At 41.4% G+C, this 22,786-nt stretch carries 17 protein-coding genes; 9 read left to right on the top strand and 8 right to left on the bottom strand.

Features of this window, described 5'->3' with window-relative positions; translation table 11 throughout:
• Positions 1-54: 54 nt before the first annotated feature.
• Positions 55-1,554: a hypothetical protein gene (locus tag KKZ03_RS18175; protein WP_243218187.1), complete on the bottom strand. Its 1,500-nt coding sequence runs from the start codon at positions 1,552-1,554 to the stop codon at positions 55-57.
• Positions 1,555-2,168: 614 nt separating this feature from the next.
• On the opposite strand from KKZ03_RS18175, the gene KKZ03_RS18170 reads away from it, so the two are divergent.
• On the top strand, positions 2,169-3,188 hold the full coding sequence (locus tag KKZ03_RS18170) for a lytic transglycosylase domain-containing protein (protein WP_243218186.1): 1,020 nt from the start codon (positions 2,169-2,171) through the stop codon (positions 3,186-3,188).
• Positions 3,189-3,248: 60 nt separating this feature from the next.
• Here KKZ03_RS18170 and KKZ03_RS18165 read toward each other — a convergent pair whose 3' ends face one another.
• The gene (locus KKZ03_RS18165; protein ID WP_243218185.1) at positions 3,249-5,120 is read right to left on the bottom strand and encodes a transglycosylase SLT domain-containing protein; all 1,872 of its coding nucleotides are present in this window, start codon (positions 5,118-5,120) and stop codon (positions 3,249-3,251) included.
• Between the two features lie 627 nt (positions 5,121-5,747).
• Here KKZ03_RS18165 and rimO point away from each other — a divergent pair.
• Complete coding sequence (gene rimO, locus KKZ03_RS18160; RefSeq protein ID WP_243218184.1) at positions 5,748-7,061, top strand: 30S ribosomal protein S12 methylthiotransferase RimO; 1,314 nt, start codon at positions 5,748-5,750, stop codon at positions 7,059-7,061.
• A gap of 505 nt (positions 7,062-7,566) precedes the next feature.
• Here the strand turns inward: rimO and KKZ03_RS18155 are convergent.
• Positions 7,567-9,471 carry a DCC1-like thiol-disulfide oxidoreductase family protein gene (locus KKZ03_RS18155; RefSeq protein WP_243218183.1) on the bottom strand — a complete coding sequence of 635 codons (1,905 nt, stop codon included), beginning with the start codon at positions 9,469-9,471 and terminating at the stop codon, positions 7,567-7,569.
• Positions 9,472-9,605: 134 nt separating this feature from the next.
• Entirely contained in the window at positions 9,606-9,737 is a 132-nt protein-coding gene (locus KKZ03_RS21855; protein WP_256451981.1) for a hypothetical protein, read from the bottom strand.
• 229 nt (positions 9,738-9,966) lie between these two features.
• Here KKZ03_RS21855 and KKZ03_RS18150 point away from each other — a divergent pair, with 229 nt between their 5' ends.
• Positions 9,967-10,353: an Hsp70 family protein gene (locus KKZ03_RS18150; RefSeq protein WP_243218182.1), complete on the top strand. Its 387-nt coding sequence runs from the start codon at positions 9,967-9,969 to the stop codon at positions 10,351-10,353.
• 25 nt (positions 10,354-10,378) lie between these two features.
• Positions 10,379-10,798: a hypothetical protein gene (locus KKZ03_RS18145; RefSeq protein WP_243218181.1), complete on the top strand. Its 420-nt coding sequence runs from the start codon at positions 10,379-10,381 to the stop codon at positions 10,796-10,798.
• Positions 10,799-10,885: 87 nt separating this feature from the next.
• Here the strand turns inward: KKZ03_RS18145 and KKZ03_RS18140 are convergent, their stop codons facing one another.
• The gene (locus KKZ03_RS18140) at positions 10,886-11,071 is read right to left on the bottom strand and encodes a DUF2970 domain-containing protein (RefSeq protein WP_243218180.1); all 186 of its coding nucleotides are present in this window, start codon (positions 11,069-11,071) and stop codon (positions 10,886-10,888) included.
• 97 nt (positions 11,072-11,168) lie between these two features.
• Between KKZ03_RS18140 and metH the strand changes: the two genes are divergently transcribed.
• From metH to KKZ03_RS18125, 3 genes are read left to right on the top strand one after another with little or no spacing between them, the layout of a single operon-like run.
• Positions 11,169-14,852 (top strand): methionine synthase, encoded by a 3,684-nt coding sequence (gene metH / locus KKZ03_RS18135; RefSeq protein WP_243218179.1) that lies wholly within the window; start codon positions 11,169-11,171, stop codon positions 14,850-14,852.
• A 9-nt stretch (positions 14,853-14,861) separates the two neighbouring features.
• Positions 14,862-15,368: a TIGR00645 family protein gene (locus KKZ03_RS18130; RefSeq protein WP_243218178.1), complete on the top strand. Its 507-nt coding sequence runs from the start codon at positions 14,862-14,864 to the stop codon at positions 15,366-15,368.
• The gene (locus tag KKZ03_RS18125; protein ID WP_243218177.1) at positions 15,368-15,619 is read left to right on the top strand and encodes a glutaredoxin family protein; all 252 of its coding nucleotides are present in this window, start codon (positions 15,368-15,370) and stop codon (positions 15,617-15,619) included. Before KKZ03_RS18130 ends, KKZ03_RS18125 begins: the two co-directional genes overlap by 1 nt.
• A 406-nt stretch (positions 15,620-16,025) precedes the next feature.
• Here KKZ03_RS18125 and KKZ03_RS18120 read toward each other — a convergent pair whose 3' ends face one another.
• Positions 16,026-17,093, bottom strand: a complete 1,068-nt coding sequence (locus KKZ03_RS18120) for an SDR family oxidoreductase (protein ID WP_243218176.1) — start codon at positions 17,091-17,093, stop codon at positions 16,026-16,028.
• Between the two features lie 983 nt (positions 17,094-18,076).
• Between KKZ03_RS18120 and KKZ03_RS18115 the strand changes: the two genes are divergently transcribed.
• Positions 18,077-18,289, top strand: coding sequence for a cold-shock protein (locus tag KKZ03_RS18115; protein ID WP_305852357.1), 213 nt, complete (start codon positions 18,077-18,079; stop codon positions 18,287-18,289).
• Positions 18,290-18,495: 206 nt separating this feature from the next.
• Here the strand turns inward: KKZ03_RS18115 and KKZ03_RS18110 are convergent, their stop codons facing one another.
• Both KKZ03_RS18110 and KKZ03_RS18105 read right to left on the bottom strand, forming a co-directional pair.
• Positions 18,496-18,876: a transposase family protein gene (locus KKZ03_RS18110; RefSeq protein WP_243217090.1), complete on the bottom strand. Its 381-nt coding sequence runs from the start codon at positions 18,874-18,876 to the stop codon at positions 18,496-18,498.
• On the bottom strand, positions 18,830-19,333 hold the full coding sequence (locus KKZ03_RS18105) for a transposase family protein (protein ID WP_243217091.1): 504 nt from the start codon (positions 19,331-19,333) through the stop codon (positions 18,830-18,832). The genes KKZ03_RS18110 and KKZ03_RS18105 overlap by 47 nt, the downstream gene beginning before the upstream one ends.
• A 1,700-nt stretch (positions 19,334-21,033) precedes the next feature.
• Between KKZ03_RS18105 and KKZ03_RS18100 the strand changes: the two genes are divergently transcribed.
• Positions 21,034-22,167, top strand: coding sequence for an NADH:flavin oxidoreductase (locus KKZ03_RS18100; protein ID WP_243218175.1), 1,134 nt, complete (start codon positions 21,034-21,036; stop codon positions 22,165-22,167).
• Positions 22,168-22,786: the final 619 nt, after the last annotated feature.

The raw sequence follows: 22,786 nt of genomic DNA, 5'->3' as shown, positions 1-22,786 counted from the left end.
ATTAGTCGGGATGCCGGGATGTAATGGAAATAGTACCGTAACCCCAACAGTATTTCATAGTGTCGGTCTTCGTGCTTCGCGGAACCAAAGCCGGTAATGCTCCATTTTTGTGTGCTGTGCTGCTGGTGCGTGACGGCGGCAAGTGGAATACTCCTCCGTACCCGGCTTTGCACCCCATCGTATTTCGCTACAGTCATTGGGATTATAAGTCATTTCATAGGCAGGCTTTCGTGCCAGCACCTCGGCTACAGATAGCTCCCACAAGCTGCCGTCGGTGCGCGTATAGTGTATGCTGAGTTCCTGGATACGCCTTGCGTGATGCTGCTCAATTTCGGCCTGTGCGTCTGCAGGATCCCTGTTGTTTATCAGGAACAAGTCGGGATGGCGCGTGATTTTTTCTGGCAATCCTTTTAGTACGTTAATAGCGATGATAAGGCGCATGTCGCGCGATGGCGTGGAATAATCTTCCCAAGGGCCGATGGTTTGAAAAATTGCTGCGCCGTCAGGCATGGTAATTATGCTCCCGGGATGTTTGCGAAAATATGCCTCGCTGTTGTCTACGGAGGTTACGCGCGTCTCGATTTGTTCCACCAAGGCGTTCAGGGTCGCTTCGTAAACTTGTTTTACTTCAAGACCTTTGGGGTTGATGAGTTTGTCTAACTTGGTGTAAAAATCATCGGGAGAGAGTTGATTCTGTTCCAGAGAAAAGGGCGTAAAGCCTGGGTTGTCGACCAGTTCGTCATTGGAGAGTGTCCGAAACTCGTTTGAGGTTCTGCGAACCAAGGGCCGGAAAGACTTAAATCCGGGGCCGGCACTGGCAAGGTTGGCAAATAGAAAAGTGCCTTCCCAAAAGCGTTTTCGGGTAATAGAGTTATCTGGTTGGGCATCGACGGCCAGCAAGATACCAGGCTGAGTCGTTGTCTGCGGCACCCATTTAACCAGTATCAGGACATGGCCGTAGGGGTCGGTATAGACAGTCCCCGGCCAAAGCGACTGACGACTGAGAGCTATGGGATATAGGTCTGTGGACTCGTCCTCAAGTCCGGTTCGGAGCGACCCTGAATGAACGGTATTTACTAATTGCTCGTTGACAAGCCTGAAGCTGGCTGGTGAGCTGATGCCGTGGGTGAATTCGGTCTTGATATTGGCTGCTCCACAATGCGGTGGGGTATTGGCCGCGCCACGCCCGCATGTGCGAAAGGCGATTGGCAGGCCGACCTTCCAGGCAAAATAAGCTCGCAAGGTGTAGGGCAGATCTGCGCAATCAGGTGTCAGTGCCAGGCTGTTGTCTTCATTAAGACCGAGATGGTTGTGCAGGAAATTGCGTTGGTTGTTGCTTAACACCGGCTTAAGGGAAGGGAAGCTCAGGTTTTCTTCCAGCGGAGCATCAAACAACGCTTCGATCCAGGCAGAATAAAAGGCTTCGGTGGCAAGTCCCCACGAATTGGCGTTTTTCTGTGTATTTTCGTTGCCAATGGTGAATTTGTGGCAGGCGGTAAACTGATTATCCCGGCTGGTTACTACCCGATAAGTTCCTTCGTTGAGTCTTTTCAAGACGCCGTTTAGACTCCAAGGTGGACCACCTCGGTGGCTATATTTTAAGGATATACGCTGGTCTTGGCTGTCTATCAGGGTCAGATCCGACAATGGGGCGTCAGTGGATACGGCCATGATTTTGACCGGCTCATCGGTTTTAGGGTTAAGGGGCGAGATCCAGATATGCGTATCGCTGGTTTCTTTACATGAGCTAATCTCGGCCAGTGCTATAGAAATGCTGGCTACTGTCAGTAGGCAAGTGAGAAAATAGCGAAAGATTTTAATTTGGGTTGTCATATTCGCATATCTGTTTTAATTATAGACAGGTTCAGCTCTTACGGGTGGTTACTTTTTCGTTTAGTACGTTAGATTATCCATCATAGCAAAATATTTACGGTAATCATGGCTGAAATAAGGTTGATGCCAAAAAATACTGGCGAGTTGGCTATGTTGAAAAAAAACCAAGTAAAAACAAATTTCTTGACTTCATCTTAAAAACTGGAGTAAAAGTGCAAGCCTATTAATGCGTGAGTTTTGGATGTTTAAATTCACCTCAAATTTGTATTAAAATTGATCTAAACATGCAAAACACACTCTTTAAACCAGTCGATATTGGATTAATTTACTAACAAATGAATCAATTAATTATGCGCATTTGGCTATTGCCGGCCATTGTCGTTCTGTTAAATTCTTGCAGTAGCACTGCGCCTACGACCAAGTATGATAACGCCATGGCAGACCGAACCATGACTAAACCTCGTGTGACTACTCCGCAAAAAGGCTATGGACTATCGTCTCGCTCCGGCATATTTCAAAAACCTGATGAATTGGAGCCTGCTGTGGAGTTCTGGCGAAAAACCTATACGCTTTGGCATCGCTCGCAAGTAGCGTTTCATGATGACCGCTATTTAGATGTCATTTACGAGGTTATCGATTTACCCGGCTATGTCGACGAAAGCATGACCAGTGAGCAAAAAGAAATAGTTAATCAGCACCGTGATTTTTGGAAAGTCCAATTAACGGTTTTGGAGAGTAAGTTGCGTTACAACGCGCAGTTGAATACTACTGACAAGCAAATAATTGCCAAACTGCAAAGTACCGGTAAGCAACTTAACAGCGTATTAAACGGTGCCGCCGAGCGGGTGCGGTCGCAACGTGGAATCCGGGAACGCTTTAAACATGGACTCGATATCAGTCGTCGTTATAACATGCAATTTAGAAAAATATTCCGTGATGCCGGTTTGCCTGAAGATCTGGCTTATTTACCGCATGTCGAATCGTCGTTTCAACCGGCGGCAAAATCTTCTGCCGGTGCCGTGGGTATGTGGCAATTTACCAAAGGTGCAGCAAAAACTTTTATGCCTGCAGGTAACAGGGTTGATCGACGCCTTGATCCTTTTGCTTCCGCCATCGGCGCGGCCCGCTATCTGAGCTATGCTTACAGTAAGCTGCATGACTGGCCCACGGCGATTACCTCTTATAATCACGGCATCGGAGGTATGAAACGGGCACAAAATCAAGTTGGCCATGACTTTACCCATATCGTAAAGACTTATACTGGTCCAGCGTTCGGTTTTGCTTCTCGTAACTATTATGCGCAATTTTTGGCTGCACGAGACATTGCCAGTAACCCTGTGCAGTATTTCCCGTAATAGCACTTTTTCGCATTATTATTTTAGCGAGAAATTTTTAGTATCTTGGTAAATGCATAGCTATATATTTTTTTCTACCCGTTTTGTATCCGGGTTTAAATCAATGGGTGATATTCCAGACTGGGTTGCCAAACGTGGTGTTGTTTGATTGGTATTTAAAATAAGTGATAAGAACGGCTCAGAGACAGATACCGGATTTTTATCTTTAACAGATGATAAATCAATAAGCCGGGATAATACGGTTTTTTGCCCTTCAAACATTAATGGCGCTCTTCTCTTTAAGGGGCCATTAATTGCTGCCATTGTGGGCGGTTTATTCATAAATTGAGCAATACTGGCCAGTTGTTGATGCAATTGATTGGCGTTAGCCGCCGGCATGAGCAAGGTAAATGGTCCATTAACTGCCAGTTTGGAGTTTAGATAGCCAGGGTTAAGGCGACTAAATTGTTCATAACTGAGATTGGCAAGTTGTGCGACCTCCCTAAAATCTTTTTCAGCCAGATAGTCAATATCGTGTTTACGCTCTATTTTAACTTTAACGAAATAGGGTTCATTTCTAACCTGGGCAAGCTTTAATCCATGCGCATCAGGATTGGCAAATATGCTGGATAATGCCAGTAAACGGGGTACATACTCCTGCGTTTCTTCAGGCAAGCGTAAAGACCAGTAATCGGTATCAAGACCGTCGACGATATTACGACTAACTGCGTTATCGACAGCACCCAGTCCGCAATTGTAGGCAGCCAAAGCCAGTAACCAGTCACCTTTGAAATGCTGGTTTAAAAATGACATATAACGCATTGCCGCCTGAGTAGAGGCGGTAATATCAAGTCTGCCATCATACTTTTCACTTTGAGGCAGATCAAAATCATGCCCTGTGCTTGGAATAAACTGCCATAATCCTGCGGCACTTTTTGGGGATAGTGCGGTGGCTTGATAGGCACTTTCTACAATGGGTAATAAAGCCAGTTCATAAGGTAATTTATGCTCACTAAGGCTCTCAACGATGTGATAAAGATACGGGCGTGCGCGTTCACTGACTTGAAGCAGATAATCGTGGTGTTGCGTATACCAAACCACATGTTTATTAACCCGATCATACTTAATCGCTTCCTTGTCGTGGTTTGGTGTTAAAACTGTTGAATCTTGCGCAGAAGTGTAAGCCGTTATGGCCGCTTTATCAGGCAGATTCGTTTTGACGGTTTTTAGTGGTGGTAAATTACTGTTGATAAGGGGATCGCTTGGGTTTTTAAGGTCAAGCTGGTGCAGTCTTGGATGAAATTCAATACCCGAGTGAGACTGTATTTGATAGGCAGAGTCTTCATGCAAGGTATTGCTTCTTGATGAAACTGATTGTTCTTGTGACTCTACCTTATCACGAATTCTTGAAGAAAGAGTGGCGTTAAGTTTAAGGCGGCCATAAGGCGTGGATTTATCAACAGGTGCAGAGGCCGTTACTGGCAGTTTGAGTTTTTGTAGGGCAAGCACTCGTTGTGAGCGAGTTATTACAGTGAAGTGTGGTGTCGGGTTGATACGGTCATCTGGCGCTGAGATAATATGGGTATTTAAAGTCGTAATCGTTTCATGATTAATACTAATGCGAGTATGAAGACGCCTCTCGGTAAATGATCGCACAGGCAAAATATTGTTATTTACAAGGAGTTGATTTGAAATTGCCTCAACTTTTCTTGGCCGGGGGATTTTCATGCCGATACGAATACGCTCCCAAACATTACCCGGATTTGTTAAGTTATTTTGCTTAACACGAGATAATTGATTTTTTTTATTTTTTACTCGTAAGTGCGAGGCATTTCCCCGCTTGATATTGTTTTTATTAGCCTCAATTTCCATAGAGGCTGCCAAAATATGGGTGGATTGTGTCAACAATATCGAACCAACCAGTAAATTTAATACCAAGACTAATAGTCGCATTATATAACTTCTCTTTATCCAGGTTATTTTTGGTAAAAATCTGGAATGTAATGGATGCACATGCTCGCCATACAAAAAAGCAGAAGCAATAAATAAATTTTGTTATTAGTCCTTTAAAAACGTGGTGAATTAATCTAGCAGTATAGTTTACCGATGGTAATGTACCTGTTTTAATTAAAGTCTGGTATTAAAAAATTCATTCTTGTCATGGCTGATCAGTTAACTTGGGCACTTTGGCGATTATAAGCCAGCCAGTTTCTGCCAGTAGCTGCCGTTTTTTTGTTTGATTTTATAACTTATCAATTTAAAAATTTGTTATGTCGATTAATTTTAGCGCATTGGTAGTAGCTCAGTCCCGCTTAATTAGATAGCTATAGTCTACAGGAATACCGTGAATCCAGGGTTTTTAGTCTTAACTATCTATCCTTGCCGTTTTTGGAAATGAATAAAAACTCTGTGTAATTTTGGTATATTCATGCTTGGATATCGCCTAAAGTGATAGAATGACGGCTTTAGTTCGTCAATAAAAAGCAAATTCAAGCGCTAGTGAGTTTATCGGCATGATGACAACTTTTGCGTCTGATTATCAAAAAAACATTACTCTACTTCTATACCTTACACATATTTATGACAAAGATCCCCACTGTCGGCTTTATTAGTTTAGGCTGTCCGAAAGCGCTAGTTGATAGCGAAAGAATTTTAACCCAGCTTCGTTCAGAAGGTTATGACATTTCACCGACTTACCAGAATGCTGATTTAGTGATTGTTAATACCTGCGGATTTATTGATGCTGCGGTAGAAGAATCACTAGATAGTATTGGTGAGGCTTTAGCAAAAAACGGTAAAGTAATTGTTACCGGATGTTTGGGTTCCCGTGAAGATGAAATCAGGGCGCGTCATCCTCAGGTTTTAAAAGTCACGGGTGCGCACGCATTAGAAGAAGTCGTGGCTTCTGTGCATCAATATTTACCACCCAGACATGATCCTTTTACCAGTCTGTTACCGCCTCAGGGAATAAAGTTAACGCCGGCTCATTATGCCTATTTAAAAATATCCGAGGGTTGTAATCACCGTTGTACGTTCTGCATAATCCCGTCAATGCGTGGAGATCTGGTTAGCAGACCCATTGATGATGTCTTGTTGGAAGCGGAGCGACTGGCAAATGCAGGCGTAAAAGAATTGTTGGTGGTGTCACAAGATACCAGTGCTTATGGTTTGGATTTAAAATATCAAAGTCGGGAATGGAAAGGGCGTTCTGTTAAAACGCGTTTTTATGATTTAGCCGAGGCTTTGGGTGATTTGGATATCTGGGTGCGTATGCACTATGTTTATCCGTATCCTCATGTTGACGAAGTGATTCCATTGATGGCAGAAGGAAAAATTTTGCCTTATTTGGATATTCCTTTTCAACATGCAAATAGCCGTATTCTTAAATTAATGAAGCGTCCAGCGGCCAGCCAAAATAATTTGGAACGAATTAAGGCGTGGCGGGAAATTTGTCCTGATATTACTCTACGCAGTACATTTATTGTCGGATTTCCGGGGGAGACTGATCAGGAGTTTGAACAATTATTGCAATTTATGACGGAAGCACAACTGGATAGAGTAGGTTGTTTTGCTTATTCTCCGGTAAAAGGGGCCGTTGCCAATGATTTGCCGGATTTGGTCCCTGAAGAGCTCAAGCAAGAGCGGTTGGCGCGTTTTATGGCGCATCAGGCCGAGATTAGTGCTGAGCGTTTACAACAACGCATAGGCAGAATTGAAACAGTACTTATTGATGAGGTAGTAGAAGAAGGTGCGGTTGCCAGAAGTAAATCGGATGCGCCTGAAATAGATGGTCAGGTATTTATTGATGGTGCCACACATCTTAACGTCGGTGAGTTTGTTGATGTTGAAATTGAAGATGCGGATGACTATGATTTATGGGGGCGTTTGGTGTAATGATTGTTGAGTGTTTTACTCAAGGATTGCTAAAGCTTTAATATGATATAAACAGAAAACCCGGAGGTAGGACCGGGCTTTCTGTTTTTACAAAAGTTTTTTGTTTATAGTGCAATAGAACTAGAAACTTTTTGCTTTGAATCATCCGGGTTGTCTATGCAGCCAGACAAACCAACAATCATTAATGCCATTGCTAAAAGAGCTAAGATTTTTTTCATGATATATCCTCCAAACGGTTTTAAATTATTTTATTTATTGTGCGCTAATTTGTAAAAAAGCACGGACAATTTATAACATGACTGGAATGATGATGCAATAATAAAAACCATATTAGTTGCTCCATGAGGCTGTCCGAGAATAGGAAATCTGCTGGGGAAAAGCTATTTTGGCTCTGTTTTCCGCTCATTTTCGTTTAATAGAACAACTATTTGCCTAAAATAACCAAAAAATCTGACTCAAAATAGCTCTCTCTACGGCTCTTATTCTCGGACCGCCTACTGGGCACTTATAATGAATTTATATTGTCAGGTAAGTCGAAAGAAATTAAATGATTTGTCCATTTGACTGTGCCTATGGTGGTCCATGGCGCTGAAAAATTTTGATGTAATTGATCATGAACCCAATAAGTCGGTGCATTAATTTTTTTCATCTTGATATGAAAGACTGTTTTATCGAGATTTAAGCCTGTTTTTTGCCCCCAGAAAGCCGTTACTTTCATGATAAATTTTTGTAAACGGGTCTTGTTGATAGTAGGTGTGACGGCAATATTAGCCCACATGGAATGAACGCGGCCCCAGTTTGGCGCAAGCAAGCGTCCTTCTTCGTTAACAAACGGTAACCAGCGTTCAATGCCATTTTGATCAGTATAGGTGATTGCTAAAATATGGTCATAGCCGGCAAAATGATCATGCAGGTAGAGGGCGTGTGGAGTAATCCCAAAAAAGGTCAGCGATATCATAATAAGCGCATTACTGGCTTCAGCAACAGGTGCGCTGACCGGATTGTTTTTTACCTCTAAATTCAATCGGTAAATAAGTGCATAATGAATTGTACTGTTTAATTGTAACAGGATTAAAGCAATGAGTATTTTTGCCAACTTTCTGGAGAATGCTTTGGGTTTTTGGCTGGCAAAAGATTCAAAAATTCGATGATACCAATTGTTGTCTTGCAGTTTCGGCGATATAAGGCAGTCAGTTGTACAAGTGATCCTGGCACGTGAGTCAGCTATAACCCGGTACTTTGTTATCGCCAGAGTATGGATTCCAGGCAAGCTTAAAAGAAGCCCGATGGGATATAAATAACGCATCTTTTTCAGTATTTGGATATAAGTATTAACGCCTGAATAAATGCGATTTTCGTTGTCCAGAGCATATAAATCCAGTAACAGCGTTTCGGAGGGTATTGCCGTCATTGCCGGATAGTGTGCAGCATGATCTTGAGCGCTTTTAAAGTCTATGCAGTTAAATATATCGAAATGATTCAGAATAAGTGCCGTACGATTACACAAAGGGCATTGTTGATCAAAGAAGACGGTTAGTGATGGTTGTTTCGCAGTTAGTTGTTTACCGATTGCACGCCACCAGCTAAAAGGCACCAGTAGTAAATAAAATATCAACATCCCCATGCCAAAAGGATAGATATTTAACGACAGGGTAATACCCAGATGTATGCCAAGACCTACGAATAAATAAACGCTACGTAATCGGCGATTTGAAAAAAAGAATAAAAAGGTAAATTGAAAGACTAGTATGGCATAGCCTATGGTTTTTTGTAGGAGTTCGTTATTCAACAAAAACGACATGTCGATAGCGGAAACATAATAGGGTTGTGTTGATGGTAGCCAAGAGCCAAGACCGTTTCGCCAGTGTTCGGCAAACAATTTATGGACAGCCGAATCAAAATAGAGAAAGCCAAGGCAAATCAGGACTGGTAAGTAGTAAACGAGTCCGGAAACTGTTGGCTTTGAATAGGTGTTGTAATGGGTAAACGGTGTACTGAGTTTATGTCTTAGGTTATCTATCGAAAATGCGCGGTCTCCTGGCATAAAAAGCAGAAAAAAACCGGCGCCGGTCATAAATGAATCAAACCCCCCGTCAAAATCACGTTGCATGGGTGTGAAATTTACGAAGATAATCCAGAAGACGTAATTACTGATAACAGCAAATTGATAGCGATAGCCAATGATAATAAAACTGGCAATAATTCCCCAAAGGCATAAAAAAAACGGAATCATGGGGAATTCAACGTCTATATAGGGGATAGGATCGAATATTAAATGGTTGAAATAAAGCAGGAAAAAAATTTCCTGTAAAGCGACCAGTCCGTAAAAAAGCCTGAACAAGCCAATACCTGTTGCAGGGACTTGTTTAGAGTAGAGCGCCAGGATTTTATTGATTATGAATTTATACATTTCATTAATAAAAATGTGTAAATTATAATACAGTCAGGAACTTGAAGTGGTTAAATATTCAGGTAAAAAAATACCGCTATCTATTCACGGGGAAAGATAGCGGTCTATAAACAACCGAAACTGTTTAGTTGCGCTTATTTTTCGTCGTCTGGATGTTCTGCGAATACCCATTTCAGAAGTGCGTATACAGCGGCTACAACCACAACAGCGCCAACCATGCCAGCTGGTGTTTTTAGTGTTTCAGTTAAATCTAAAATAAAACCCATGTATGTGTCTCCTACCTAGTAATTCTTATATTTGAAAATTGCTAATTTCATAGCAAGCGGAAGTTGCATGATACTTTAGAGGGATTTAAAGTCAAGGCTTATTGTTTGCGGGAATTAAAAATGGTCAGGAAAATAAATATTCCTGACTATTGTTGTTAAAGCTAGATAACTGATGTGGTATAGTTTGAATTCTGTTTTTGAAGCTGATAGATTGGGGAGAATAATAATAATGAAAAAATACGTTAAAATATTACCATTGGCAGTATTCTTTTTTGCATTTTCGGCGAATGCTGAAGTTGCGTTAAAAGATAACTCTGAAATCCTGGGAAAATGGAAGCTATATGCTGAATCACCTAAATTGGACGGGGAGAAGAAAAATGTTACTGTTGAGTGGGATTTTAAAGCCGATGGTGTTCTGCAAACAACAGCAACGGATTCTGTTGGTCGAACCAAAGAAATGAAGATAGCCATTAAATATTTGGTCGAAAATGGCGAAATTAAAAAGCAGACAACGCCTGGGCGTGAAAAATATGAATCATGTAAAGTTGTTGAAAAAGAGGGTGCTAATATGATTTTAAAGTGTACCTATCTTTACTTTTTTCTAACAAAAATATAAATAAATATAATAGGGGGTATAAATTATGATAAGTGGCATAGTGATGATTTTCATAGCGCTCTGGTTTTATCAGTCAGCTGTGAAGGCAAAGGTAAGTAATGTGCTAATGTGGGTTGCTATTGGTGCAGTGGGGTTTTTTGTTTTAAATATGGTATTGGTCAACCTCAATATCTATATTTTAGAGTCGTTCAGGGCAAGTGAAGGTGGCGCTAACTATGAATCCCTTCAGGGCGCCGACAGAAAAAACGAAGGTGATTTCCTGGGATTTATTGGGGTATTAAAGTCACTTTATTTAGAAATGTCTCCTTCAATTGTCGGCTTTCTGGCTCTTGCAGTGGTCCGTTTAAAACTTATCACTAAAGAAAATTTTTCAGTGACAAATTTATTTAGTGGTCTCAAAGAGATGTTTCAAAATATAAAGAAAAGCTTCAAAACGCCACAATAATAAGTAGCTGATACTAAAAAGCTCAAGTTCTGCTTGGGCTTTTTTATAGTTTTTTTATTTTTTTTGCAACTCGTGATACTTAATCAGCTATACGATAACAGAAACAAGAGAAATAACTGCTATAACAAACAGAATGGTACAAATCAATCCTGCAATAATATATGTTGAAAGCGACCCTTGTTCGAAAGCTTTTTTTCTGCTGTCTTCACTCTGCACACCGATAAAAGCAGATAAAACACTTTTAAAGACTTGAGTAATCGTTGGTTTTGACATCCTCATCTCCTGAATTATAGTGATAAAAATAATAGTGCTTGATAGTCTTTTAAGCAATGATTATCTTCACGCGACATAACTACCCTTGGCACAATCAATGAGCAAAACAGAATTATTAAAACAATGTATGTCCCAAAGAATCTTGTTTCTGGATGGCGCAATGGGTACGATGATCCAAAGCTACAAACTGGAAGAAAAAGATTATCGTGGCGAGCGTTTTGCTCAATGGGATGTTGATCTCAAAGGGAACAATGATTTATTGTCATTAACTCAGCCTGATATTATCAAGGCTATTCATATGGCTTATTTTGAAGTGGGTTCTGATATTGTCGAAACCAACACTTTCAATTCAACCTGTATTGCCATGGCTGATTACCGAATGGAATCGTTAGCCTATGAAATTAACGTTGAGTCGGCCCGCTTAGCCAAACAAGCTGCCGAGGAATATACAAAAAAAACACCGGAAAAACCACGTTTTGTTGCCGGTGTTTTAGGCCCTACCAATCGCACGGCTTCAATGTCACCTGATGTCAATGATCCCGGTTTTAGAAATATTTCCTTTGATCAATTGGTTGATGCTTACACGGAGGCAACACGCGGTCTTATTGACGGCGGTGCCGATATTATTCTGATTGAAACAATTTTCGACACGCTAAATGCCAAGGCTGCAATTTTTGCTGTTGAACAATATTTTGAACAAATCGGCTATAAATTACCGGTGATGATTTCCGGTACGATTACTGATGCGTCGGGTAGAACATTGTCTGGACAAACCGTTGCCGCTTTTTGGAATTCATTAAAACATGTTGAACCGATATCTTTCGGTTTTAACTGTGCCTTGGGTGCGAAAGAATTACGTCAATATATAGATGAATTATCAACGATTGCTGATACGCATGTCTCTGCTCATCCCAATGCCGGGTTGCCGAATGAGTTTGGTGAATACGATGAGTCACCGGAAGCAATGGCCGAAGAATTGACTGATTGGGCGCGTAGCGGCTATTTGAATATTATTGGCGGTTGTTGCGGAACTTCACCTGCACACATTAAAGCTATCGTCGAAGCTGTTAAAGCTTGTCCTCCGAGAATAATTCCGGAAATCGAGAAAAGATGTCGCTTGGCGGGTCTGGAGCCCATGTCTATCGGTCCTGACACACTCTTTGTTAATGTTGGCGAGCGCACCAATGTAACCGGTTCCGCTGCGTTCAAGCGCCTGGTTATCGCCGGTGATTTTGAAACGGCTTTGGAAGTTGCCAAGCAGCAGGTTGAGAGTGGCGCGCAGATTATCGATATCAACATGGATGAAGGTATGTTGGAGTCTAAAGAAGCGATGGTACGCTTTTTGATGTTGATTGCCTCTGAGCCGGATATCGCCAAAGTACCTATTATGGTAGATTCCTCTAAATGGGAGATTTTGGAAGCCGGTCTTAAATGCATTCAGGGTAAGGGTGTAGTGAACTCCATTTCACTAAAAGAAGGCGAAGCCACTTTTATTAAACATGCCAAACTTGTGCGTCGTTACGGCGCGGCAGTTATCGTTATGGCTTTTGATGAAGAAGGGCAGGCGGATACAAAAACCAGAAAAATCGAAATATGTCAGCGAGCTTATAAAATTCTGACCGAACAGGTCGGGTTTCCGCCTGAAGATATTATTTTTGATCCCAATGTGTTTGCCATCGCCACAGGAATTGATGAGCACAACAATTACGGGCTGGATTTTATTGAAGCCACTCACGAGATTAAGCGAACGCTGCCTTACGCACTTATTTCCGGCGGTGTTTCCAATGTGTCTTTTTCGTTTCGCGGTAATAACCCGGTGCGTGAAGCGATCCATGCGGTGTTTTTATACCACGCCATTCAAGCGGGTATGTCTATGGGGATTGTTAATGCCGGTCAGCTGACGATTTATGCCGATATACCCGACGATTTACGTAATGCGGTAGAAGATGTGGTCTTAAACCGCCATGACGGTAGCGGAACTGACAAGTTACTGGAATTGGCAGAAAAATACCGGGGTGATGGTAGTAGCAGTGAAGTCAGGCAGGAAAATCTGGAGTGGCGCGAGTGGTCGGTCAGTAAGCGCCTTGAGCATGCCTTGGTTAAAGGGATTACCGATTACATTGATGAAGATACCGAACAAGCACGGCTGGAAGCGCAAAGACCCTTGCATGTCATAGAAGGTGCGTTAATGGATGGTATGAATGTTGTCGGGGACTTGTTTGGCGCAGGCAAAATGTTCTTGCCACAAGTCGTTAAATCAGCGCGTGTGATGAAAAAAGCGGTGGCTTATTTGATGCCGTTTATGGAAGCGGATAAAGCGGGTAGCGAGAGAAAAACCAACGGTAAAATCCTCATGGCGACGGTAAAAGGCGACGTGCATGATATCGGCAAAAATATCGTTGGCGTGGTGTTGCAATGCAATAATTATGAAGTGATTGACCTTGGTGTTATGGTTCCGGCAGAAAAAATTTTGCAAACTGCACGCTTGGAAAAAGTTGATATTATTGGCTTAAGTGGTTTGATTACACCATCTCTTGATGAAATGGTGCATGTCGCCAAAGAAATGCAGCGCCAAGGTTTTACCATTCCGTTAATGATTGGTGGTGCGACGACTTCCAGAGCGCATACGGCAGTAAAAATCGAGCCGCATTATAACAAGGGTCCAACGATTTATGTGACTGATGCCTCTCGTGGCGTCGGCGTGGCCAGTAATTTGTTAAGTACCGAATTAAAGGATGACTTTGTCAAAAATGTACGCATAGAATATGAAGAAGTCAGGGATCGCCACAAAGGTCGTGAAGCTAAAACCAAACAGCATTCCCTGCAAGCTGCGAGAGGCAACAAGTTTAACTGGGGAGATTATGAGCCGGTTAAGCCGTCATTTTTAGGTATTAAAGTGCTGGATAATTTTCCGCTTGATTCTCTCGTGCCATACATTGACTGGACGCCATTTTTTCAAACTTGGGAAATGGCCGGTAGTTATCCAAAAATATTGGACGATCATGTGGTCGGGGTTGAAGCCAGAAAGTTGTTTGAAGAAGCAAAAGCAATGCTGCAAAAAATTACCAGTGAAAAGTGGTTGACTGCCAGAGCTGTAGTCGGCTTTTTTCCGGCAAACAGTGATGGTGACGATGTTATCGTCTATACCGATGATACCCGCGAGCAACCGTTGGAAACCTTACATCATTTACGTCAGCAAAATATTAAAGCACCAGGACGGCCCAATTATTGCTTGTCTGATTTTATTGCGCCGCTTGATAGTGGTAAAGCCGATTATATAGGTGCTTTCGCAGTAACGACAGGGATCGGTATAGAAGAAAAATTACAGCAATTTGAGGAAGATCTTGATGATTACAGTGCCATTATGCTTAAAGCATTGGCAGATAGATTAGCCGAAGCGTTTGCAGAATACCTCCATCAAGCCGTCAGAAAAGACTATTGGGGTTATGCCGAAGAGGAAACTTATGATCCCGGCCAGTTAATTAACGAGGCTTATCAAGGCATACGTCCTGCGCCCGGTTATCCTGCGTGCCCTGATCATACCGAAAAATCGAAGTTGTTTGAATTGCTTAATGTCACTGCAAATACCAGCATAGAACTTACTGAAAGTTATGCCATGTACCCTGCATCAGCAGTCAGTGGCTGGTATTTTTCCCATCCTCAGTCACAGTATTTTAATGTAGGTAAAATAGATAAAGATCAGTTGCAGGATTACGCCAAGCGTAAAGATATCGCCGAAGAAATTGCCGAGCGTTGGTTATCGGCACATTTACACCATTAAGGACAAATCATGTCACCAGCACAGAAAGCAAGCTATACAATGGAGCGATTAATGTATGTCAGTCGCTGGTTATTGGCGCCGGTTTATTTGGGCTTAAGTCTTACCTTGGTGGCGCTGTTTATAAAATTTTTTCAGGAGCTCTATCATTTTATTCCTTTTATCCTGGAGCTTGACGAGTCCCAACTGGTATTAAAGTTACTGTCCTTAATCGATCTTACCTTGGTCGGCAATTTGATAATTATTGTCATGTTTAGTGGTTATGAAAACTTTGTATCACGTTTGAATATTAGTGAGACAACCGAGAAGCTGGATTGGCTGGGTACTCATGATTATGGGTCTCTAAAGATGAAAGTAGCGGCCTCCATAGTCGCAATATCATCCATTCATTTGCTAAAAATCTTTATGAATATTGAGACGGTTAATAATGATAAAATTATGTGGTTTGCTCTTGTCCACCTGACGCTAGTTATATCAGCTTTATTAATGGGTTATCTGGATAAAGTGACCAAGCACTAATGATCCAACTATTGCTTTTGGGGACATCCGGTTGCCATTTATGTGAGCAAGCGCAAGAAATTATCAATGCTTGCTTGCCTGATAATCATGGTATCACGATTGAAATTATAGATATTGCCGAGCAGGATCAATGGCAAGAAAAATATGCCATTCGCATCCCTGTTTTATATCATCCGGAAACCCAAAAAGAGCTGGGTTGGCCATTTAATGAAGTACAGATTAAAGCCTTTATCAAGTTGTTAGGTATCTAACTCGCTAATATCGGCTTTAAGCAGTTTAGTGGATTTCGAACTGTTGCCGTTCGAGAAAGATGCAGCAAAGTTGGTCATTTTTAGTGTCGCCATCGTGACGGATTGAATTGATAGTGTTATTGAAACAGAGGGTGTTTGTCAGTCCAAATAAACCCCGCTTCCAAGCCACTCCTGGTTACCGCTGAATGTTTGTGCACCAGGTGGTCGTTTAAAGGTACTTCTGTTCCTTTAACAACGCTTGGCTTTTATGATTACCCGCTACAGGTTTGTCTTGTTAAAAGCTCCGATGCCCAGTGTGTATAGCAAGATTACGACGAACGACTACATAACGTCAATATATAATGATGAGTGCGAAAACACACTATTAGTGAATCAGCTTTATTTCGTTCGCCGCTGCGGTTATGATTTATGGAATTAATCGCTCTGCGCGTAGCTGAGAAAATAACGCGAAAAATGAATCCTCGGTTACTTGGTAGCCGGTAAAACCAAGCTTACGGCTGCGCGCCATGTCAGTCATTACTTCGATTGGTCGACCCAGATCAAGGTCACTATGCCATGGCGATGCCAATTTGTTTAAATCTGGCTCGGCTAAACCATACTGCTTTGCCATCTCGCGCCACAGTGCATTATCGTTTGCCATTTCAATCTCAAGTGGGTGGATTGTACCGACAAAGCCTACTGACTCAACTCCGAACCAGTTTGCGAGTCTGCCCCATAACCATTGCCAGCGAAATAAATCACCGTTGACGATATTGAAGGCGCTATTGTGCGCCGCTTTGGTATCAGCCGCCCAGACTAGTTGCTTGGCCATTTGATGGGCGTCGGTTACATCAGATAGCCCTTGCCACTGAGTTTGTGAGCCAGGCCATTTAAACGGCCGGCCGGTTTCCTTGCAAATTGACGCATACACGGCCAACGTAGTGCCCATGTTCATGGCATTACCGACTGCCTTGCCGATAATGGTATGTGGTCTATGTACCGTCCAACTGAAGCCGTCACGTGCTGCCGCAGTGAACAATTCGTCCTCTTGCTCGTAATAAAAATTCTCCACGGGAAGCCTTGGTTGTTCTTCGCGTAACGGAGTTTCTGGTAGCGTACCGGCACTTGCATATGCCTCGAAAGGCCCCAGGTAATGTTTTAACCCGGTTACCAAGGCCACATGGTGTACGGATTTTTTCAAAGCCAATGCTGCCAGCACATTGCGGACCATGGCACCGTTGACACGAATATTATCGGCCTCGGTCTCCTGGCGCATCCAGGCGGTAATGAACACATGACTTGGTGCGACATTGGCCAAAGCAATTTTCAAGATGGCAGGATCTAGCAGGTCTGCTGCTACCGGGAGCAAGCCTGATATTCCTTGATGCGGATTGCGTGCCAGACCATAGACGACCCAGCCATTGGAAATAAGTTCAGTTGCCAAATTACTGCCGCCGATGCCGCTTGCACCGACTATTAACGCTGTTTTTTGCATGCTTTATTATCCAGTATCTATATAAGCGATTTACTATACTGGAAAATAATTTCTCAATCTAATCATTTGCTCTGATACAAAAAAATATTTATTTCTGGCATCATTATAGTTATCGACATAATTCTTGATTTTTCAGTATATCAAAGTGTGGGCTTAGTTCCAAAGCGCAATTCTGGTAGGCTGTCCGAGAATAGGTAGAGTAGCGAGGGAAAGTCATTTTGAGTCAGATTTTTTGATATAAATAGTTTGTGGGTTTAACGAAAATGAGCAGGTATTCTGACAGGAATGGCTTTTCCGTAGTAGGTTTTTTATTCTCGGACAGTCTCTTGGTCTCCTGACTTGGTTGCTTTTGCAATGGTAGTTGTTTTTTAGTAGGTCTCAATCATGATTACCCGTTCCAACGGACATTTTGTAACGCTGCAATTCACTCATCTAATATGGCGAATGGCTTATAAATAAGTTGTTGATAAATACAACGGACATTACTAAACGAGCATTAAGATCTAAACCCATGCCCTGAGCATTTATAGCGCCAAATAAGACTAAAAGGCTAAAGACATACTGATCTAATTATTACTGTAATATTGGTCGCTATAGTAAAAAAATACGCATCATAAGCAAGTCTCCTAGATTAAAATTTAAGTCATCAGAGTGGCCGAATAAATTAGTTCTGAGCTATTGAGACCGAGATTGTAAAAATATCCCGGGGTCAACATAAAACGAACAACTAAAAAGAACACGAAGTTTTTAATATTACCTGATTGCTTAGACTGTACTCATCATGAATTCTACAAAAAATTAATTTGACATTTGTAAAATAATTCTTATAATCATTATAGGCTTGAAAATATGATTTACCCTCTGTTTACCGTTTCGATGTTCCTCTTGGTAGTAGCTCGTCCTTGTTTCACTAAGTAATTTCAAAATTTCTCAGCTTTATCCGCCTTAATGGCTTTATTACCTAATATTTATAGGACTATATTATGTCTACAATCACTACTGGTACCGTCAAATGGTTTAATTCTGATAAAGGCTTCGGTTTTATCGAACAAGCATCAGGTCCTGACGTTTTCGTACACTTCCAACAAATTAACAATTCAGGTGGCTACAAGTCTCTTGATGAAGGCCAAAAAGTACAGTTTACTGTCACTCAAGGTCAAAAAGGCCCACAAGCAGAAAACGTAACTGTTATCTAAAAGTGCCAATTGTCTGTTGCTGCATACAAGTTGTGCAGCAACAGAATCTAAAAAATCAAAGATAGTTTATAAAAATAGTCGGCTTATTTGTTATGTTAGCTATGGAATGGAGTTTCTTGATAAAAGCCAAGTCTTTAAGCCTCCAAACCACAAAGGAACGACGTGGTTAGGTAGACAAACCTTAAACACATCAATAGACATCTTTCCTAAATACAGCCATAGCGTAAGTTAACAAGAGCAGCCACTAAATTCCATGTCAAGGAGTAATGCTTGTGTTTGCCCCGATAAACATCTTTGGCAATCCTGAAAATTTTGCATCGGCGATTAACATGCTCAATAAAAATACGCTGTTTTGATAGTGCCTTATTATCGGCTTTGTCTTCTGCCGAAAGCGGTTGGCCTTTTTTCTTTTTAACCGGTAGAGTCGAGTTCTGATGGTGTTTCTTTATCCCTTGGTATCCGGAATCCGCCAACAACAGGGCATCAGGATGTAACAATAGACGGCTATCTTTGAAGATCGAAAAATCATGCTGTTGACCTTTACCTATCACTACGGAGAGTATAGTCATCGTCAATAGGCAGATCACGAGTTGGACTTTGATCGTGTGGCGTTTTTTTTCCTGAAAAGTACGCTTTCTGGTTTTTAACAGGGCGCTCGATAGGCTGCTCCGAAACATCAATGACCACGGTAGCTGCGGGATCTTCCAACAGTGCTTTGCGGTTGGGCAGTTTTTCGATTTTGATCAATAGTCTTACAGTGCGAGTATAGATTTTATGGCAATACGATTCGCTGATGTCGAAGACCGCAGCCAGATTTATCAACGTCGGATAGTGACGAAGATAATAGAGTGTCAGTAACAAGCGGTCTTCCAAAGCCATCTTGGAGTCTTTTCGTCCCCGTCTAGTCAGTGGATTAAGGACTTTTTGTTCGTCCAGGTAAGTCACCAGCTTACCGTGAAGATGCAGAAAATCTTCTGGTGACAGGCCGACAGTCCTTAAAAATTCTTCAGGCTTGTGTCTTGGCAATTGGGCATAAGGAGTCATGGCTATCCGTGTTTTCAGAGGTAGATCGCTATTTTAACCCTATCAAAGCCAAATTCTATGTCAATTATTTAGGAAAGATGTCTAATATTCCTTTGGCCGACTGTGCTTATGCGAGTGGAGTTCGCTGAACGTTTAGATATGATTTACATAAGATCGCGTTGAAATTTGCCCGGTGTGGATGCGCTAAAAATTTACGCAATAGCTGATAATTTTCTCTTGGCTCTACAGAGGTAGTCATTAGCTAAAATAAAGAGCAAGATAAGCATGTAGACCTTAAGGAAAAATGCTTATGGACGTGGAATCAATTTCCCCGCCCAACCAAGTTTAATAAAGAAAATTTTAGTGATTTCCAACTCTCACCTTTAAAATCATCAATTAGCTGTCAATTTTATGGTCTGAAAATGTAGCAGTCATTATCAGATATAATGTCCACGACTAATCTGGGTTCTGTTAACGATTTACCTTAGCCAGAAAAGTCTCTGGGAAAGCGACAGTGTCCCTGTAATGAATAGTTTTTTCATATCGTGCAGCAACAACTCTCTGAGTTAATATTTGAGTTTATCAAACTGCATTTAATGACATTTCGCTTCTTACAATGCCTATAATCACATTGACAACTTCTTTCCGGTTCGATTTAGGTGAGATAATCGCTTTTATTTCATGACTTTCTAACTACTCCCGAAACTGGTTTGTGTAGCAGGTTTTTCTTCTAAAACGGCTGAAGCATTAACAATTTTCGAGTAAAGATATTGCTTGTCTGCATTCAGCTGCCTGTCCGTCTGTCAGTATGAATTTTAAAGGCATGCTCAAGGCATCACAACGCGCGTGAATCTAATAACCAAACCCGTTTTTGGAGCGCCCTAATGTTTTAATCTTGGCGGAGATTTTTGCTGGTAGGGCTATGTATGCTCCAGACAATTTTTTTTAGGTTTGTCAAAATACAAGTTTACTTTTCATCGCCTAATTTTATCCGTTTCATCTCATTCAAAACGACTTATTCTCCCGGATTGGTAAAGCGTCAACTATCCTGTCTGGATAAGGTAAATGCCGCCGAACAATCAACAGATCCTGGTATTAAATCATACTGATTTTGTCAGATGTTATATCAGAAATTTAAGGCTTGTAGTGCTAATTTTACCTGACTAATTACCAGAAGGCTGTCCGAGAATAGAAAATCGACTGCGGAAAAGCAATTTCTGCCTGATTTGCAGCTTATTTTCGTTAAGTACACAAACTATCTATATCAATTAACTAATAAATATGATTAAAACGGTTTTTCTTCGCTACGAGACCTATTTTTTAACCGTCTCTAAATCAACAATGCTCTGTGTGCGTTACCGTACTGAATAAGCCAAGGTTTGAGATTATAGTGGTATTAATTTTTAATACTTCAGTAGATCAGACGGCTTCCAATTAGTCAACATAAGAGGTCTGTTGTTGGTAAATGGTAGCTATTTATATAAACTACGTAATTGGTTAGGGGAACAGCATTTAATCGGTAGTCAAATTATAACCTGCTCAATATTTTTTATTTAGAATCTGGTTTTGTAAAGCTTTTACTTTGGGGGCTGTCTTAATTTTTAGCGAAGATTTTTTTAGCCACAAAATACAGAATCTGTATTTTTATTAAAACCGTGAACAAAAAAATATTACGGTTTTTGTTCAATCACGACTCATACATATTTTATAAGGTAACAATAATGACCACGCCTCAAAATAACTCAAAACAAGCGCTTTTTTCATCCATACAGTTTGGTAAAAGCAAGCTTTCAAATCGTATCGTAATGGCACCAATGACCAGAAACAAATCTCCGAACGGCATACCTACCGATAAAGTAGTAACTTACTACCAAAGACGTGCTGAAGGCGGTGTTGGTTTGATTATTACAGAAGGCACCTATATTGGTCATCCTGCTGCTAATGGATATGCCGGAGTGCCGGCATTCCACGGCGAAGCGGCTCTTAATGGCTGGAAGAAAGTTGTTGATGCCGTACATGAGGTGGGTGGCAAGATTATCCCGCAAATTTGGCACGTAGGAGCAGCAAGGCAACCGGGTGTAGAACCAGACATCACTGTTCCGGGTTATGGGCCAATGGCAGTAGAGAAAGATGGTCTGGAAGTAGTAAAGGCAATGAGTCAGCAAGACATCGATGATGTCGTTACCGCTTATGCGCAAGCAGCTGCAGATGCTGAAAGATTGGGCTTTGATGGTGTGGAAGTACATGGTGCACATGGCTATCTGATTGACCAATTTCTATGGGAAAAGACTAATCAGCGTCATGATAGATATGGTGGAAGCCTGGAAAATCGCTTGCATTTTGCCGTGGAGGTTATTAGAGCTGTGCGTTCTAAAGTTAGCGCGGATTTTCCGGTAACATTTCGATTTTCACAGTGGAAGCTGGGAGATTACGATGCAAAAATCGCCGAGAATCCAGAAGAGCTAGCTACGATTCTGACTGCTTTGGTCAATGCAGGAGTAGATTATTTTCACCCGAGCACCAGAAAGTTATTTAAGCCGGCATTTGAAGGCTCAACTGACTCACTTGCAGCCTGGACCAGTAAATTGTCAGGAAAACCTGTGATTGCTGTAGGTAGCGTTGGTTTGGAAAAAGAATTTCGTACTGGTCATTTTACTCGTGAAGAATCACCGGATTCGAATACGTCGGTTGATGTGGATGCGCTGAGTAAAGGAATTGATCAAGGAAGCTTCGATCTTGTAGCCGTTGGTCGAGCGCTACTTGCTGATCCAAAATGGCCAAACAAGGTAAAAAAAGGTCATCTTGACCAACTTGTCAGTTTTAATACCAAGGCTTTGGATCAGTTGGTCATTTAATTTCAAGACCAAAGTATTGCGCAAAAGTATTGAATAATATTTCAGAGCCATAATATGCGCGGAGGTGAAACGAAGCGGATCGTTAGAGTTATTCATCGATATGAATGTTTAAATTTCCAGAATGCCTTACCTGTCAAATCATGTAAACAGCCAATTCGATTTCGACCAATTGATGAAAACTTGTATGCACCAAGTAGTTTTGATTATTATCTTATAAAAACAAAGATAATTACCATGAAAATCAAAAATAAACTCTCTTGGTAAGTGTTGCTAATCGGGGAATTGGCAAAGCTATCGTTGAATCCCGATTAAATCGGCAGGTAAAGAAAGTTTATGAGGGAGCACACGAGATCTTTATTTGGTCATAAAACCTACATATTAGTAATTTACTATAACCGTTAATTAAGTGTTTTTTAGTATTGATAAGGCTGTTAGTTTACCTTATGTAAACTATTCAATTGCGTTGCCGGGAAGATAAACCGGTTTTTTTTTTCACCGGTGGCTAGTTTAATTCATACTGTCTCGTCAATTATGTCATGGAACATGGGTGGAAAATTTAGAGCTATCAAATCACCTTGGTACGATACACTAAAATTAAACGAATCCTGAAGCACTAATC

Origin of the sequence: Methylobacter sp. S3L5C (genome assembly GCF_022788635.1) — a bacterium.
Taxonomy (GTDB): Bacteria; Pseudomonadota; Gammaproteobacteria; order Methylococcales; family Methylomonadaceae; genus Methylobacter_C.
The sequence above is the reverse complement of the archived record's forward strand: the minus strand, read 5'-3'. Positions and strand labels throughout refer to the sequence as shown.

Excerpts from the sequence above, each read along its gene's own strand:
- KKZ03_RS18170 (WP_243218186.1), top strand. The coding sequence starts at position 2,169 with ATGAATCAATTAATTATGCGCATTTGGCTATTGCCGGCCATTGTCGTT.
- KKZ03_RS18165 (WP_243218185.1), bottom strand. The coding sequence starts at position 5,120 with ATGCGACTATTAGTCTTGGTATTAAATTTACTGGTTGGTTCGATATTG.
- rimO (WP_243218184.1), top strand. The coding sequence starts at position 5,748 with ATGACAAAGATCCCCACTGTCGGCTTTATTAGTTTAGGCTGTCCGAAA.
- KKZ03_RS18155 (WP_243218183.1), bottom strand. The coding sequence starts at position 9,471 with ATGTATAAATTCATAATCAATAAAATCCTGGCGCTCTACTCTAAACAA.
- KKZ03_RS21855 (WP_256451981.1), bottom strand. The coding sequence starts at position 9,737 with ATGGGTTTTATTTTAGATTTAACTGAAACACTAAAAACACCAGCTGGC.
- KKZ03_RS18150 (WP_243218182.1), top strand. The coding sequence starts at position 9,967 with ATGAAAAAATACGTTAAAATATTACCATTGGCAGTATTCTTTTTTGCA.
- KKZ03_RS18145 (WP_243218181.1), top strand. The coding sequence starts at position 10,379 with ATGATAAGTGGCATAGTGATGATTTTCATAGCGCTCTGGTTTTATCAG.
- KKZ03_RS18140 (WP_243218180.1), bottom strand. The coding sequence starts at position 11,071 with ATGTCAAAACCAACGATTACTCAAGTCTTTAAAAGTGTTTTATCTGCT.
- metH (WP_243218179.1), top strand. The coding sequence starts at position 11,169 with ATGAGCAAAACAGAATTATTAAAACAATGTATGTCCCAAAGAATCTTG.
- KKZ03_RS18130 (WP_243218178.1), top strand. The coding sequence starts at position 14,862 with ATGTCACCAGCACAGAAAGCAAGCTATACAATGGAGCGATTAATGTAT.
- KKZ03_RS18125 (WP_243218177.1), top strand. The coding sequence starts at position 15,368 with ATGATCCAACTATTGCTTTTGGGGACATCCGGTTGCCATTTATGTGAG.
- KKZ03_RS18120 (WP_243218176.1), bottom strand. The coding sequence starts at position 17,093 with ATGCAAAAAACAGCGTTAATAGTCGGTGCAAGCGGCATCGGCGGCAGT.
- KKZ03_RS18115 (WP_305852357.1), top strand. The coding sequence starts at position 18,077 with ATGTCTACAATCACTACTGGTACCGTCAAATGGTTTAATTCTGATAAA.
- KKZ03_RS18105 (WP_243217091.1), bottom strand. The coding sequence starts at position 19,333 with ATGACTCCTTATGCCCAATTGCCAAGACACAAGCCTGAAGAATTTTTA.
- KKZ03_RS18100 (WP_243218175.1), top strand. The coding sequence starts at position 21,034 with ATGACCACGCCTCAAAATAACTCAAAACAAGCGCTTTTTTCATCCATA.